The sequence below is a fragment of the Micromonospora halophytica genome, from assembly GCF_900090245.1.
In the GTDB taxonomy this organism is placed as follows: Bacteria; Actinomycetota; Actinomycetes; order Mycobacteriales; family Micromonosporaceae; genus Micromonospora; species Micromonospora halophytica.
Genome location: NZ_FMDN01000008.1, coordinates 1 through 14,448 on the forward strand (window position 1 = coordinate 1; position 14,448 = coordinate 14,448).

Here is a 14,448-nt window from a genome sequence, read left to right on the forward strand (position 1 = left end):
GAGGGGTTCACGGTCACGCAAGCCGGAGGGCTCGCGGCGCCGGGACCATGTGTAACGACCAGCGGGCCACCACCATTCCCGGCCCGGGCACATCCCCGGGCCGACCCGACCCCGGGGGCCAGGCAGCAGGGGGCGTGCTACTGCGGTCGTACAGGAAATGTAACGACCCCGCCCCCGCCACCATTCCCCCACCACCCGAGTGCCCCCGGCCACAGGACCCCGCACCCCAACCAGGCATGAAGCCGACACCAGCAACCACAACCGCAGCCAACTGAACCGGACACCCGACCCAGACCGCACACCCCCCACACCAACTCGGCCGCAGTTGTCGTCGCCCAGGCAGCAACAACCACACCCGACACCCGTCCGCCTGACCGAAGGCGGACACCCCGCCCGCGTACCCGAAACCGGCGAAACGGACACCGCACAGACGGGCGGCGGCCGACCACGACGACGGTGCGGCCCGACCATGACCGGCGCAGGGACCAAGCCTGACCGCCCGCAGCCGGGCACGGTCGGCCACACCGCCCCCACAGACAGTCGCGCCATACGACACCGCCCCCATCGCCGGACGAGGGCGAAACCACAGTGGAAGGACAGGCGAACACTCGCCGCACAGGGCAGCGCGCACACCCCTCACCCCGGTAGACACATAGACCATGACGAACACCCTCGACCGTCGTACCCTCCTGCGCCTGGCCGGCGCATCCGCGGGCACCGCGGTGCTCGCCGGCGCCACCCTCGCCGGTACCGCTCCCGCCCACGCCGACAGCGCGGCATTCCTGCACGGTGTCGCCTCGGGCGACCCGCTGCCGGACGGGGTGCTGCTGTGGACCCGGCTCACCCCCACCCCGGACGCGACACCCGGTTCCGGCATCGGGCCGGACGTGGAGGTGGGCTGGCAGGTCGCCACCGACCCGGACTTCGCCACGGTGGTCGCACGGGGCAGCGTGGCGACCGGCCCGGAGCGCGACCACACGGTGAAGGTCGCGGTGACCGGGCTGGCCCCGGCGACGACGTACTGGTACCGGTTCGGGTACGCCGACGGCTGGTCGCCGACCGGCCGGACGATGACCGCCCCGCCCGTCGACGCCCCGGTCGACCGGCTGCGGATGGGGGTGGTGTCCTGCGCCAACTGGGAGGCCGGCTACTTCTCGGCGTACCGGCGGCTGGCCGACCGGGGCGACCTGAACCTGGTAATCCACCTCGGCGACTACCTGTACGAGTACGGTACCGGCGAGTTCGACGCGGGCGGCACGGTGGTACGCCCGGTGCAGCCGCGCCACGAGACGCTCACCCTGGCCGACTACCGGGTGCGGCACGGGCTCTACAAGTCCGACCCGGACCTGCGGGCGCTGCACGCGGCGCTGCCCTGGGTGATCACCTGGGACGACCACGAGACCGCCAACGACGCCTGGTCCGGGGGCGCGGAGAACCACACCCCGGCCACGGAGGGCGCCTGGGCGGATCGGGTGGCCGCCGCGCGGCAGGCGTACCAGGAGTGGATGCCGGTGCGGATCGGCGAGGACGGCGCGATCTACCGGCGGTTCCGGTTCGGGCAGCTCGCCGAGCTGTCCATGCTGGACTTGCGCTCGTACCGCTCGCAGCAGGCCTCGGGGACGGCGGTGGACGACCCGCGGCGCACCATCACCGGCGACGCGCAGATGACCTGGCTCAAGCAGGGGCTGGCGTCGTCGACGGCGCGCTGGAAGCTGGTCGGCAACCCGGTGATGATGGCCCGGGTGGACGTGGGCGCGTTGCCGGCCTGGCTGCTCGGCCCGCTGGGCACGCTGCTCGGGATCCCGCAGAACGGCGCGGTGCTCAACGCCGACCAGTGGGACGGCTACAACGCCGACCGCAACGAGCTGGTCGACCACCTGCGGGCCACCGGCACCCGCGACGTCGTCTTCCTCACCGGCGACATCCACACCTCGTGGGCCAACGAGGTGACCACGAAGTCGACCGGCCTGCTCGCCCCCGCCGCGGCGGAGTTCGTGGTGCCGTCGGTCACCAGCGACAACGTCAACGACTTCCTGAAACTGCCGGCCGGCAACGGGCTCAGTGTGCTGGGCGCCTCGTTGATCCGGTCGACCAACCCGCACGTGAAGTGGACGGAGCTGGACGGGCACGGGTACGGCGTGCTGGAAGTGACGCCGCAGCGCTGCCGGATGGACTGGTACCACCTCGCCGACCGGACCCGCCGCGACAGCGCCAGCCGCTGGGTGTCGGGATTCTCGGTGGGCGCGGGCTCGGCGAAGCTGCGCCGGGAGAGCGCGCCGTCGATGTGAGTGGCCGCCGGGCGGGCGCGACCCGCGCCACCCGGCGGCGATATGCCGACCGGCCGGCCCCGGTGGTGCGGGGACCGGCCGGTCGGACGGTGGTCACCAGTGCTGCTGGACGATGTCCGCGGCCTGCTCCTCCCACTGCGCGTACGCGAACGGGAAGGCCGAGACCTGGACGGTCTGCGCGGCCGTGGTCAGCGGCAGCTCCTGCCAGCCGTGCACGTTCTTCAGCGCCTCGAAGAACGCCTGGGAGGCGTACTCGGGGTCGGTGATCTGGTCGGGCGTGCCCCAGCCCGACGACGGGCGCTGCTGGAACAGGCCCTGCGAGTCGTGGTCGTTGTAGGCGCCGAGGTGGCCCAGGTTGTACAGCTTGGACTCCTGCAACGAGGTGGCGATGCCGATCACCGCGCCGCGCTCCCCCACGCCGGTGTCCTTGGCCTCGGCGATGATGGCCTTGGCGTTGGCGAGCTGGGCGTCGTCCAGCGGGATGCGGGACTGGGCGCCCTCGACGCCGTGCGGGATGAGCTTGTCCCGGCTCGGCTTGCCGGCCGGGACCTCGGTGGTCCTGCTGCCGGTGGTGAGCGCCGACTCGACGGTGGTGTCCTGGCGGCTCTTGCCGGTGGCCAGGTCGATGGCGGCGACGGCGCCCGCGTGCGGGGTGCTGGTGACGGGGGCGGCCACAGCGGCGGGGCCGAGCGCCAGACCGCCCAGGGCGGCGACGCCGGCGATGCTCAGTACGGTCCGGCGGTTCTTCGCGATGGCCGGGAGCCATCGAGTGAAGTCCTGCTTCACGATGGTTGCCCTTTCGATCGTGTCGACGCGCTCCGGGGTGAGCGCCCTGCGGGGTGCTTCCTCGCCGACCGGGGTTTGCGGGCCGGCGCCATGGGGGACACAACCAGCTTGCCGGTATCCGTCATTCCGGAAATGCCGGCCCCGGCTCTGGGTGCGACACGGGTCACGCGGCGATCCGGACACCCGGGCACACGCCACCCGTCGGGGCGACGGGCGAGACCGGACGACCGCCGCAGCCGTGCCGTCAGGGACGGGGCGCGCCGAAGCGGACGAGGACGTGCCAGAGCATCTTGAGATGCTGGAGGGTGTCCGCGCTCGATCCCCGGTCGGCCCAGCGCTCGGGCTCGCGCACCACCGAGGCGGCGGCCCGGCCGATCACGGCGGCATCGATCAGCTCCCCCGGCCGGGCGAACTCGGCGTGCACCCGGGCCGCGAGGGGCGGGATGTCCGGGCCCCGGAACTCCGGGTCGACGGCCTCCACCGGCAGCGCGAACCCGGTGTGCAAGAGCAGCGCGACGCCGTACCGGTCGGCGATGCCGGCCAGCACGCGTCCGGTGTCGGTGCCGCGGAACGACGGGTCGACGACCAGGGCCTCCACGTCCCGGGCCAGGTCGATGCCGCCGTGGATCTGCGCCTCGACGTAGTCGTCCAGGGCCCGGCCGGCGGCGCCCGGCCGCCACGCCTGACGTTCCCGCCGGCTCAGCAGGGTGGCCGCCAGCCGACCGGTGTCCATCCCGGCGACACCGAGGCTGATCCCGGTCCCGGCGGTCGCCTCCAGCAGGGCGGCCAGGATCGGTTCGCACACGTCGACCGTGCCGAGGTGCTTCGGACCGAGGTGGCTGTCACCGAAGCAGAAGGTGCTGCGGCCCAACACCTCCGGACGCAGCCGCAGGTGGCAGGAGCCGAAGCGGGGGCAGGCGCCGTCGGGGTGGTCGAGCAGGTTCAACCCGCCGTACGTGGGCCGCTCCTGCGGTCGTACGCCCGGCTGCTGGTACGCCCCGCCGAACAGGCGCTCCTCCCAGCGGTCCCGGTCCCCGCCCGGGTACGCGGTCAGCCCGCCGTTGGAGATGCCGGTCACGAACTGGCTGCGGTAGACACCCTCCTCGGCCAGCGCCTCGGCCACGGTACGACCGTCGGCGAGCAGCCGGTCCGGATGGAAGTTGACGGTCAGTCGCCCGTGCCCGGTGACCGCCGCGATGAGCTGCTCCGGCCGGTGACCGGCGCCGGATCCGGCCAGTTGGCGAGCGATGGTCGCCAACGCCACCGGACGGTCCCGCAGGGCGGTCTCCCGTACATGGCGCAGCGCGGCGGACTGTGCCGGGGTCAGGGCGACGGGGCGGGCGGCGGTCGACATGATCAGCAGTATCGGCACCGGCCCGGCCGGAGTCGAACGGATTGGGTCGGACCCGTCCGGCGATGCTCCGACGAGGTCACGCCGACCGGTCCCGATCGGTGCCGAAGCCGTCCATGGTGGCCCGTTCGTCGAAGTCGCGCAGCTCCTGGAAGAGGGTGAGCCGGAGACCCGCCGGGGCGTCCAGGCGGGAGGTGAGCGAGGGTCAGGGCGTGACGGCCGCAGGCCGGTTCTCATCGGTGCTCACCGGCCGATCCGGCCGGCCGGTGGGACGCGGGAGGGCCCGTCCACCAGCGACGGAGCCCCGGACCGGGCCGTCCGGGCGGCGTCGGTCGGCGTTGGGGTGGGTCTTGACGAGCGGTTACAGTGAGGGCGCGCCGACCGGAAGGCGATGACGGTGACAGCAAGCGCGGTGGTCGACCAGGTTCGCCTCGGTGACCACGTCTGTTGTGTCCACGACGACGAGAGCGACGGTCTGCGGGCCGCCGGACGGTTCGTCGCCGGCGGGCTCCGGCTCGGTCACCGGGCGCTCTGGTTCACCGACGCCCTGCCACCGGCCGCCGCCCGGGCCCACCTCGACGGGCAGGGCGTGGCCACCGAGGCCGCGCTGGCCGGCGGCCAGCTGCGGATCCTGCCCGCCGCCGAGGCGTACGTGGCCGGTGGCCGCTTCGTGCCGGAGGTGATGCTCGACGCCCTCGCCGCCGAGATCGACCGGGCCCGGCGGGAGGGTCACCCGGGGCTGCGGATGGTCGGCGACATGGGATGGGCGCTGCGCCACGGCGCTTCGGTGACCGACCTGCGCCGCTACGAGGCCGAAGCGAACCGGCTCTTCATCGACGGTCACGCGGCCGGCATGTGCCTCTACGACCGTCGGTTCTTCCCCGCCGAGTACCTCCTCCCGACCGCCACCGCGCACCCGGCCACCGTCGGGCCCCGCGCCGGTCACGCGTGGACGCCCCTGCTGCGGGCGCACCGCACCCGGGACCCGCACGGGCTGCGGCTGGTCGGGGAGATCGACCGGAGCAACCGCGACGCGTTCGCCGCCATGCTGGACGACGTGACCGGGCGGGCCACCAACGAGCGGGCCACCGTGCTGGACGTCTCCGAGTTGAGCTTCGCCGACGTGGGGGCCGCGAGCGCCCTGGCCCGGACCCGCCGCAACGCGCCTTCCACCGTCCGTCTCGTCGGCTGCCACCCGACGTTGACCCGCCTGCTCGACCTGGTCGACGTGACCGACCCGGCGGGGGGCGTGGCGTGACGATCGTCGGCATGACCGGACCGCGGCCGGACGGCCTGGTGCACGAGGGGCTGTTCTACCGGGACCGGTCGGAACTGCTGGCCGCCACGGTGCCGTTCGTCCGCGAGGCGTTGGCGCGGGACGAGCCGGTGCTGGTGGCCGCGCCGGCCGACCGGCTCGGGCTGATCCGGGCCGGCGTCGGGACCGACGACGGCCGGGTCCGCTACACGGACATGACCGAGGCGGGACGCAATCCGGGGCGGATCATCCCGTGGGTGCTCCAGGCGTTCCTCGACCGGCACGCCGACCGGCGGGTCCGCATCATCGGCGAGCCGGTGTGGGCGGGGCGCACCGAGGTGGAGCAGCCGGCCTGCGCCCAGCTCGAGGCGCTGATCAACTCGGCGTTCGCGGACCGGGACGTGCACATCCTCTGCCCGTACGACGCCACCGGGCTCGCCGCCGGGGTGATCGCGGACGCGTGCCGTACCCATCCGGTGCTGGTGGACGCCGAGGGACGCCGGCCCAGCCCCGCCTTCGCCCCGGCGCAGGTGGTGGCCGGTCACAACAAGCCGCTGCCGGTGCCCGACGAGCCGGTGTCCGTGCTGCGCTACGACATCGGCTCGCTGTCGCAGGTGCGTCGATTCGTCACCGCGCACGCGTCGGACGGCGCGCTGGACCCGGACCGGGTCGCCGACCTGCAGATCGCGGTGACGGAACTGGCCACCAACAGCATCGCGCACGCCGGTGGCGGCGGGGTGCTGCACGTGTGGCGCACCGGTGAACACCTGGTGTGCGAGATCCAGGACGACGGTTGGCTGAACGATCCGCTGGCCGGACGGCTCGCGCCCCGGCACGACGGCATCGGCGGGCGCGGGCTGGTGATCGTGCACGCGCTCTGCGACCTGGTGCTGGTGCACAGCACCGCGGCCGGCACCACGGTCCGGTTGCACATGCGCCGCGACGGCAGGGCCGGCCGGTGAGCGGGGCGTACGAGCTGCGGCCGATCGGCCGGGTCGAGTCGCCACTGACCGATCCGGCGGACGCGCCCCGGCAGGGCGACGAGGGCGCGCCGCAGGCCTGGCTGGTCTTCTCGCCGGCCGTCGCGGCCGGGCTGCGCGACCTGCGTCCCGGCGTCGAGGTGCTGGTGTTGACCTGGTTGGACCGGGCCCGCCGGGACGTCCTCACGGTGCATCCGCGCGGGGACCGCAGCCGGCCGGAGGCCGGCGTGTTCAGCACCCGCTCCCCGCACCGGCCCAACCCGATCGGGCTGCACCGGGTGCGGGTGCTGGCGGTCGACGGCCTGCGGCTGCGGGTCGCCGGCCTGGAGGCGGTGGACGGCACGCCGGTGCTGGACGTCAAGCCGGTGCTCGGACCGCCCGACGAGCGCTGACCTCAGGCCGGGCGGCGGGGCCGACGGAAGCTGCCCGGCAGGCGCGCTGCCCGCCCGGGCACGCGGGAGGCGGGACCGTCAGTGCCCCCGGGCGATCCACTCGTCGAGGTGCGGAGCCTCCGCGCCGACGGTGGTGCTGTCGCCGTGGCCGGTGTGGACCACGGTCTGCGGCGGCAGGGTCAGCAGCCGGGTGCGGATGGACTCGACGATCGTGCCGAAGTCGCTGTACGAGCGGCCGGTGGCGCCGGGACCGCCGGCGAAGAGGGTGTCGCCGGTGAAGACCGCGCCGAGGTCCGGCGCGTGGAAGCTGCACGCGCCGGGGCTGTGCCCTGGGGTGTGCAGCACCCGCAGGGTGGTGCCGGCGACCTCGAGCGCCTGCCCGTCGGTCAGGTCACCGTCGGGCGCCCGGTCGGGGTGGACCATGTCCCAGAGCACCCGGTCGGCGGGGTGCAGCAGCACGGGCGCGCCGGTCGCCTCCGCCAGGTCGGGCGCGACCCTGACGTGGTCGTCGTGGGCGTGGCTGGCCAGGATCGCCCGGACCCGCCGGCCGCCGACGGCGCGCACGATCGCGTCGACGTCGTGCGGCGCGTCGATCACCACGCACTCGCTGTCGTCACCGAGCACCCAGACGTTGTTGTCCACGTCGAAGGTCTGCCCGTCCAGGGAGAAGGTGCCGGAGGTGACGGCGTGGCCGATGCGGACGGTCACGGGAAGACCACCACCGAGCGGAGCACGTCGCCGTGGTGCATCCGGGTGAACGCCTCCTCGACCTGCTCCAGCACGATCTCCTCGGTGACGAAGGCGTCGAGGTCGAGCCGGCCCTGCAGGTACAGCTCGGTGAGCAGCGGGAAATCGCGGCTGGGCAGGCAGTCGCCGTACCAGCTGGACTTGACCGCCCCGCCGCGGCCGAAGACGTCCAGCAGCGGCAGGTCGACGGTCATCTCCGGGGTGGGCACGCCGACCAGCACGACGGTGCCGGCCAGGTCGCGGGCGTAGAAGGCCTGCTTCCAGGTCTCCGGGCGGCCGACCGCGTCGATGACCACGTCGGCGCCGAAACCGCCGGTGGCGCCCCGGATCGCCTCGACCGCGTCCTCGGCGGAGGCGTTCACGGTGTGGGTGGCGCCGAACCTGCGGGCCCAGTCGAGCTTGCGGGCGTCGGTGTCGACCGCGATGATCGTCGTCGCGCCGGCCAGGGCCGCGCCGGCCACCGCCGCGTCACCGACCCCGCCGCAGCCGATCACGGCGACGGAGTCGCCCCGGGTGACCTGCCCGGTGTTCATCGCCGCGCCGAGGCCGGCCATCACGCCGCAGCCGAGCAGGCCGACGGCGGCGGGCCGGGCCGACGGGTCGACCTTCGTGCACTGCCCGGCGTGGACGAGGGTCTTCTCGGCGAACGCCCCGATGCCCAGGGCCGGGCTGAGTTCGGTGCCGTCGGTGAGGGTCATCCTCCGGGCAGCGTTGTGGGTGTTGAAGCAGTACCAGGGGCGCCCGCGCCGGCAGGCCCGGCACTCGCCGCAGACGGCCCGCCAGTTGAGCACCACGAAGTCGCCGGGCGCGACCTCGGTGACGCCCTCACCGACCGTCTCGACGATGCCGGCGGCCTCGTGGCCGAGCAGGAACGGGTAGTCGTCGTTGATGCCGCCCTCGCGGTAGTGCAGGTCGGTGTGGCAGACCCCGCAGGACTGCACCCTCACCACCGCCTCGCCGGGCCCCGGGTCGGGCACCACGATGGTGGTGACCTCGACCGGCGCGCCCTTGCGCCGTGAAATGACTCCCCGGACTTCCTGGCTCACGCTCTCCTCCTGCTTCCCGGCCGGCGGCGGCCGCGCGTCGGTCACGCTTCCCCACCGAACCTAGCGCGATCGTCTCCCGCGGCCCGCCGGTCCGCCGGACACGCCGCCCGCGCGCCGGTCGCACGCCGCGATCGCGCCGGCTCCCTCCCGGGTACGCGGACAGCCCGGCCCGGTGTGGCCAGGTGCCGCGGTCCACCGTCCCGGGCACCCCGCCGCGGTCGCTCTCCGTTGACCCGGCGGTCAGGCCGGGCGCAGGCCGATACGACCGTCCTCGTCGAGCGCGAAGCCGGTGCGGAACGGGCCGCCGAGGCGGTCGAGCAGGTCGGCGAGCCAGCGCGCCTCGGCCGGCGTCGCCCGCTGAAGTCGCATCCGGCGCATCCGGACCGGGGCCAGGCGCAGCCGGACCAGCCCTTCGGCGTCGAACGTGGGCAGGTGCAGCAGCCGCAGCTCAGGGCGGTACGACTCGTGCCCGCCGATCCCCTCGTAGTCGTCCACCAGGTCACCGGCGCCGTAGAGGACCAGCGCGCCCCGGTGCACCTCGATCGGGCGGGGATGATGCGAGGAGTGGCCGTGCACCAGACGTACCCCCGCCTCCACCAGCCGGTGCGCGAACCGCACCTGCTCGCGCGGCACGTCGTACCCCCAGTTGGATCCCCAGTGCACGGAGACCGCCACCAGGTCGTCCGGGCCGGCCTCGCGGTCGATCCGCTCGACCAGCGCGGCGGCGCACGCCTCGCTCGCCGCCGGCAGGTACGCCACCCCGGCCCGCCGGTCGGTGGCCGCCCAGTGCGGCGGGACACCGCTGGACGGGGTGCCCACCGACCAGAGCAGCAGGCGGCCTCCGCCGCCCAACCGGACCCGGGCCGGGCGCCACGCCTCGGTCTCGTCGCGGCCGGCTCCCACCGGCGTGATGCCGGCCCGGCGCAGCGTGTCGAGGGTGTCGGCGAGCCCGTCCGGGCCGAAGTCGAGCACGTGGTTGTTGGCCAGCGCGCAGACGTCGAGCCGGGCGGCGGTGAGGCAGGCCAGGTTGTCCGGGTGCATCCGGTAGTGGATCCCCTTGCCCGGGGCGAAGGCGCCCCGGGCGGTCACCGCGGTCTCCAGGTTGACGATCCGCACGTCGGGCCGCAGCTCGTCGAGGAGCGCCAGCGCGTCCCCCCACGGCCAGTCCGGCGACGTCGGGCGGGGAACCGGCGCCGACACCGACCCGGCCAGCTCCACGTACCCGCGGGCGTCGGTGACGGCCTCCTCGCGCAGCTGCGGGGAGCCCGGCCGGGGCAGGATCTGGTCCACGCCCCGGCCGGTCATCACGTCCCCGCTGAGGAAGAGGGTCACCTCGTCGCCCGACACGCCGCCGCATTCCCACCGGGAGCCGCTTCGCACCCCCGGTGGCCACGGGAATCGCACGGATCCAGCGTGAGCGGCGGGCGTCCCGGATACCAGGGCCCGGCACGCCCGACGCCTCGCCGTCAGTCGGTCGCCGCGACCGTCGCCGACCGGTCACCGGTGGCAGGCCGGGCCTCGGCGGTGGCCCAGAAGTCCACCAGCATCCGGTGGAACTCCTCGGCCCGCTCGACCTGCGGCAGGTGGCCGCAGTCGGTGAACAGGTGGGTGCGGGCCTTCGGCAGCCGGGCGCGGGCCGCGTCGAGGTGCGCGGCCGGAAGGATGAGGTCCCGATCGCCCCAGACGACCAACGTGGGGATGTCCCGCTCGTCCACCCGGGCCAGCAGCTCGTCGCGCCACTCGGGCCGTACGCCCCGGAAGGTGCCGAGGTGACGGCAGGTCTCCAGCATCACCCGCGCCGTGTACGGCTGCCCGGCGAGCTCCAGCGCGTGCGCGATCCGCTCGTCGGTGGCGAACGCCGGGTCGTGGAAGAGGGTCCGCTCCACCCGGCGGGCGGCGGTGCGGCTCGGGCGCAGCAGCAGCCGACCCAGCGGGCGCAGCGTCAGCAGCCGCAGCGCGAGGGTCACCTCCGGGCCGAAGCCGGCGCTGTTGACCAGCGCGAGGCTGGCCACCCGGGCCGGCTCGGCGGCGGCGACCTGCATGGCGACCGCCCCGCCGAGGGAGTTGCCGACCAGGTGCGCCGGCTGGTCGACGCCGACCGCGTCGAGGTAGTGCCCGACGAAGCGGCCCAGCGCCGGCAGGGTGCACGGCTCGGCCATCGGCAGCGAACCGCCGTAGCCGGGCAGGTCGACGCTGTGCACCCGGAACTCCGACGCCAGCAGCTCGTGCTGTTCGGTGAAGTCGCGCAGCGAACGGCCGATGCCGTGCAGCAGCACCACCGGGGGCCCGTCGCCGTCGACGCGGTGGCGTACCCGCCGGCCTTCGACCGTCACGTGCCGGGGACGCAGCCCGGCCACGGCGCTCACGCCCGCTCCCCGGTGGACAGCTCCGGCGTGGCGGCCGGGCGGGTGGCCCGGCGGGCCGGGTCGCCGGCGGCGCGGTTGAGCCCGACCGCGAGGATCCGCCCGTACGAGGCGGGCGCGACCCGGGCCAGCAGGTCGGGCAGTTTCGCCGACCAGCCGATCAACACCCGGCCCCGGCGTCGCCGCACGCCGCGCAGGATCACCTCCGCCGCGGTCGCCGGTGGGATGGAGAGCAGCCTCTCGAACTGGCGCAGGCCGGTCTCGTACTCCTCGCGTGCCACGCCGCTGCCCACCCGGGCGTTGCGGGCGATCGCGGTGGCGATGCCGCCCGGGTGCACCGACGTCACCCCGACGCTGTCGTCGAGCAGTTCGTGGCGCAGCGCCTCGGTGAAGCCGCGCACGGCGAACTTGCTGGCCGAGTAGGCCGCCTGCCCGGCCGGGGCGATCAGTCCGAAGAGGCTGGAGACGTTGACCAGGTGGGAGCCGGGCTCGGCCTTGAGCGCCGGCAGCAGTGCGTGGGTCAACCGGACCACCGCCCGGAAGTTGATGTCGAGCACCCAGTCGAACTCGTCGAGAGTGACCTGGTCGAAGCGTCCGCCGAGGGCGACCCCGGCGTTGTTGGCCAGCAGCCGCAGCCGGGGGTGGCGGGCGCGGATCTCCTCGGCGACCCGGTCGGTGGCGGCCGGGTCGGCGAGGTCGACCACGTGCGTGTCGACCTGGCGGTCGGGGTGGGCGGCGCGGATCGCCGCCGCCACCGCGTCGAGCCGGTCGGCGTCCCGGTCGAGCAGGACCAGGTGGCTGCCGCGGCGGGCGAGCCCGTGGGCGAGGGCCTCGCCGATCCCGCTCGCGGCGCCGGTGACCACAGCGGTCCCGGCGGTGAAGACGAATGGTCGCACGCGGCCTCCTTGCGGCGCGGATGGTGCCTGGTGGTGGTGTGGTGGGCCCCGGTCAGGCGACCGGCGCCCCGGCGGTACGGGTGTCGGCGGACGCGGCCGACCCGGTGGCCCGGGAGAAGCGGACCCCCTCGTCGACGAGCCGGCCGTGCTTCATCAGGATGACGTCCCGGGCGTAGTTCTGGTGGAGCCGCCACGGGGCGCGGGCGCCCTGCTTGGGCAGCGCGTCGACGCTGCGCAGCACGTACCCCGACTTCAGGTCGATCAGCGGTACCCGGGCAGCGTCGGCCGGGGCGACCGGGGTGACGATCTGCTGGCCGGTGTCGTCGAGGTGGCGCAGCAGCCGGTTGACGTACGTGGCGACCAGATCGGCCTTCAGCGTCCACGACGCGTTGGTGTAGCCGATCGTCATCGCGAAGTTCGGCACGCCGGAGAGCATCATTCCCTTGTACGCCACGGTCCGCGCCAGATCGACGTCGACGCCGTCCACGACCAGGCGCATGCCGCCGAGGGCGAGCAGGTTGAGCCCGGTGGCGCTGACGACGACGTCGGCGGGCAGCTCCTCCCCCGAGCTGAGCCGGATGCCGTGCGGGGTGAAGGTGTCGATGGTGTCGGTGACCACCGAGGCGCGTCCCGCCGTCACCGCGTCGAAGAGGTCGCCGTCGGGCACCACGCAGAGCCGCTGGTCCCAGGGGTCGTAGCGGGGTGAGAAGTGCCGGTCGACGTCGTACCCGGCGGGGAGCCGGCCCTTCGCGGCACGGCGCAGGAACGACTTCACCAGCTTCGGGGCGCGCCGGCTGAGCTGGAAGTTGGCGGTGCCGAGCAGCACGTTCTTCCAGCGCACCACCGGGTACACGGCCTTCTCCGGCAGCCAGCGCCGCAGCGTGTCGGCGACCACGTCGCGCGACGGCAGCGAGATGACGTACGTGGGTGAGCGCTGCAGCATGGTGACGTGCGCGGCCCGCTCGGCCAGCGCCGGCACCAGGGTCACCGCCGTGGCGCCGCTGCCGATCACCACCACCCGCTTGCCGGCGACGTCGAGCTGCTCCGGCCAGTGCTGCGGGTGCACCAGTTGGCCGGTGTACCGGTCGAGACCGGGGAACTCGGGGGTGTAGCCGGCGTCGTACCGGTAGTACCCGGAGCAGGTGTGCAGGAACGAGCAGGTGAGCGCGACAGCCTCGTCGGTGTCGTCGCGGTGGACGTGCACGGTCCAGCGGGCGGTGACGCTGTCCCATTCGGCGCGCACGACCCGGTGGTGGAAGCGGATGTGCTCCTCGACGCCGTACTCGCGGGCGGTCTCGCGCACGTAGTCGCGGATGGAGTCGCCGTCGGCGATCGCCTTCGGGTCGGTCCACGGCTTGAACGAGTAGCCGAGGGTGAACATGTCCGAGTCGGAGCGGATGCCGGGGTAGCGGAACAGGTCCCAGGTGCCGCCGATCGCGCCGCGCGCCTCCAGCACGGCGTACGTCGTGTCGGGACGGTCGCGGCGGAGGTGGCAGGCGGCGCCGACGCCGGACAGGCCGGCGCCGACGACGAGCACGTCGACGTGGTCGGAGGCCATGGCATCTCCCGAGGCGAGGCAGTGGACCGGACCCTATCCACCGCCGTCGACATGCGTCAACACCCTGTCGAGAACCATCGACACTGTGTCGAGCGCGTGTAGCATCGACGCCCATGACGACCGTCCGTACCTCCGCACCGGCCGGGACCGGACGCGGGCGCCGCTCCGGGCGCTCGGCGGGCGACGACCGGGAGTCGGCCATCCTCGCCACCGCCGAGCGGCTGCTGGGACAGCGGGCCTTCTCCGAGATCTCCATCGACGACCTGGCCCGTGGCGCGGGCATCTCCCGGCCGACGTTCTACTTCTACTTCCCGTCCAAGGACGCGGTGCTGCTGACCCTGCTGGACCGGGTCACCGAGGAGGCCGACCGGGCCGCCGCCGACGTGCTGGTGCACCTCGCCGACGACCCGCGCGCCCGGTGGCGGGAACTGATCAGCCGTTTCCACGCCACCTTCGGCGCGCACCGGTCCGTGGTGCTCGCCTGCGCCGAGGTACGCGGCACGAACGCCGAGGTGCGCCGGCTCTGGGCGACCGTCCTGGAACGCTGGGTGCAGGCCGTCGAGGCGGCCATCGAGGCCGAGCGCCGCCGGGGCGCGGCCCCGGCCGGCCTGCCCGCGCGGGACCTGGCGATCGCACTGAACTCGATGAACGAGCGGGTCTGGTACGCCACCTTCGCCGGGGACGGACCGGCGGTGGCCGAACGGGACGTGGTCGACGTGCTGCTCGACGTCTGGCTGACCGCCGTCTACCGCACCACCAGCCCGGCCTGAGTCCACGACCGCCCCC

13 protein-coding genes are annotated in these 14,448 nt (G+C 74.2%); 5 read left to right on the top strand and 8 right to left on the bottom strand.

Annotation, left to right across the window (positions count from 1 at the left end):
* The first annotated feature begins 659 nt into the window (after positions 1-659).
* Entirely contained in the window at positions 660-2,288 is a 1,629-nt protein-coding gene (locus tag GA0070560_RS13405; protein ID WP_091295813.1) for an alkaline phosphatase D family protein, read from the top strand.
* 93 nt (positions 2,289-2,381) lie between these two features.
* On the opposite strand, the gene GA0070560_RS13410 is transcribed toward GA0070560_RS13405, so the two are convergent.
* On the bottom strand, positions 2,382-3,074 hold the full coding sequence (locus GA0070560_RS13410; RefSeq protein WP_091295817.1) for a hypothetical protein: 693 nt from the start codon (positions 3,072-3,074) through the stop codon (positions 2,382-2,384).
* Positions 3,075-3,318: 244 nt separating this feature from the next.
* Positions 3,319-4,428: a DUF3626 domain-containing protein gene (locus GA0070560_RS13415; RefSeq protein ID WP_091296470.1), complete on the bottom strand. Its 1,110-nt coding sequence runs from the start codon at positions 4,426-4,428 to the stop codon at positions 3,319-3,321.
* 394 nt (positions 4,429-4,822) lie between these two features.
* Between GA0070560_RS13415 and GA0070560_RS13420 the strand changes: the two genes are divergently transcribed.
* From GA0070560_RS13420 to tsaA, 3 genes are read left to right on the top strand one after another with little or no spacing between them, the layout of a single operon-like run.
* Positions 4,823-5,683 (top strand): MEDS domain-containing protein, encoded by an 861-nt coding sequence (locus tag GA0070560_RS13420; protein ID WP_211565824.1) that lies wholly within the window; start codon positions 4,823-4,825, stop codon positions 5,681-5,683.
* An 11-nt stretch (positions 5,684-5,694) separates the two neighbouring features.
* Positions 5,695-6,642 (top strand): sensor histidine kinase, encoded by a 948-nt coding sequence (locus GA0070560_RS13425; RefSeq protein WP_091296474.1) that lies wholly within the window; start codon positions 5,695-5,697, stop codon positions 6,640-6,642.
* Complete coding sequence (gene tsaA / locus GA0070560_RS13430; protein ID WP_091295825.1) at positions 6,639-7,052, top strand: tRNA (N6-threonylcarbamoyladenosine(37)-N6)-methyltransferase TrmO; 414 nt, start codon at positions 6,639-6,641, stop codon at positions 7,050-7,052. Before GA0070560_RS13425 ends, tsaA begins: the two co-directional genes overlap by 4 nt.
* A 78-nt stretch (positions 7,053-7,130) precedes the next feature.
* On the opposite strand, the gene GA0070560_RS13435 is transcribed toward tsaA, so the two are convergent.
* The 6 genes from GA0070560_RS13435 to GA0070560_RS13460 all read right to left on the bottom strand — a co-directional run bounded on the left by GA0070560_RS13435 (position 7,131) and on the right by GA0070560_RS13460 (position 13,662).
* Positions 7,131-7,760, bottom strand: a complete 630-nt coding sequence (locus tag GA0070560_RS13435; RefSeq protein ID WP_091295829.1) for an MBL fold metallo-hydrolase — start codon at positions 7,758-7,760, stop codon at positions 7,131-7,133.
* Positions 7,757-8,845 carry an S-(hydroxymethyl)mycothiol dehydrogenase gene (locus tag GA0070560_RS13440; protein WP_091296477.1) on the bottom strand — a complete coding sequence of 363 codons (1,089 nt, stop codon included), beginning with the start codon at positions 8,843-8,845 and terminating at the stop codon, positions 7,757-7,759. Before GA0070560_RS13440 ends, GA0070560_RS13435 begins: the two co-directional genes overlap by 4 nt.
* Positions 8,846-9,085: 240 nt before the next feature.
* Positions 9,086-10,192, bottom strand: a complete 1,107-nt coding sequence (locus GA0070560_RS13445; RefSeq protein WP_245675505.1) for a CapA family protein — start codon at positions 10,190-10,192, stop codon at positions 9,086-9,088.
* 119 nt (positions 10,193-10,311) lie between these two features.
* A complete protein-coding gene (locus GA0070560_RS13450; protein ID WP_245675506.1) occupies positions 10,312-11,211 on the bottom strand; it encodes an alpha/beta fold hydrolase in 900 nt (299 codons plus the stop codon).
* Positions 11,208-12,104, bottom strand: a complete 897-nt coding sequence (locus GA0070560_RS13455) for an SDR family NAD(P)-dependent oxidoreductase (protein ID WP_091295832.1) — start codon at positions 12,102-12,104, stop codon at positions 11,208-11,210. The genes GA0070560_RS13450 and GA0070560_RS13455 overlap by 4 nt, the downstream gene beginning before the upstream one ends.
* Before the next feature lie 52 nt (positions 12,105-12,156).
* On the bottom strand, positions 12,157-13,662 hold the full coding sequence (locus GA0070560_RS13460) for a flavin-containing monooxygenase (protein WP_091295836.1): 1,506 nt from the start codon (positions 13,660-13,662) through the stop codon (positions 12,157-12,159).
* Positions 13,663-13,775: 113 nt separating this feature from the next.
* Between GA0070560_RS13460 and GA0070560_RS13465 the strand changes: the two genes are divergently transcribed.
* Positions 13,776-14,432, top strand: a complete 657-nt coding sequence (locus tag GA0070560_RS13465; protein ID WP_091295839.1) for a TetR/AcrR family transcriptional regulator — start codon at positions 13,776-13,778, stop codon at positions 14,430-14,432.
* Positions 14,433-14,448: the final 16 nt, after the last annotated feature.

Coding starts and splice junctions, on each gene's coding strand:
- GA0070560_RS13405 (WP_091295813.1), top strand. CDS start 660: ATGACGAACACCCTCGACCGTCGTACCCTCCTGCGCCTGGCCGGCGCA.
- GA0070560_RS13425 (WP_091296474.1), top strand. CDS start 5,695: ATGACCGGACCGCGGCCGGACGGCCTGGTGCACGAGGGGCTGTTCTAC.
- GA0070560_RS13465 (WP_091295839.1), top strand. CDS start 13,776: ATGACGACCGTCCGTACCTCCGCACCGGCCGGGACCGGACGCGGGCGC.
- GA0070560_RS13415 (WP_091296470.1), bottom strand. CDS start 4,428: ATGTCGACCGCCGCCCGCCCCGTCGCCCTGACCCCGGCACAGTCCGCC.
- GA0070560_RS13460 (WP_091295836.1), bottom strand. CDS start 13,662: ATGGCCTCCGACCACGTCGACGTGCTCGTCGTCGGCGCCGGCCTGTCC.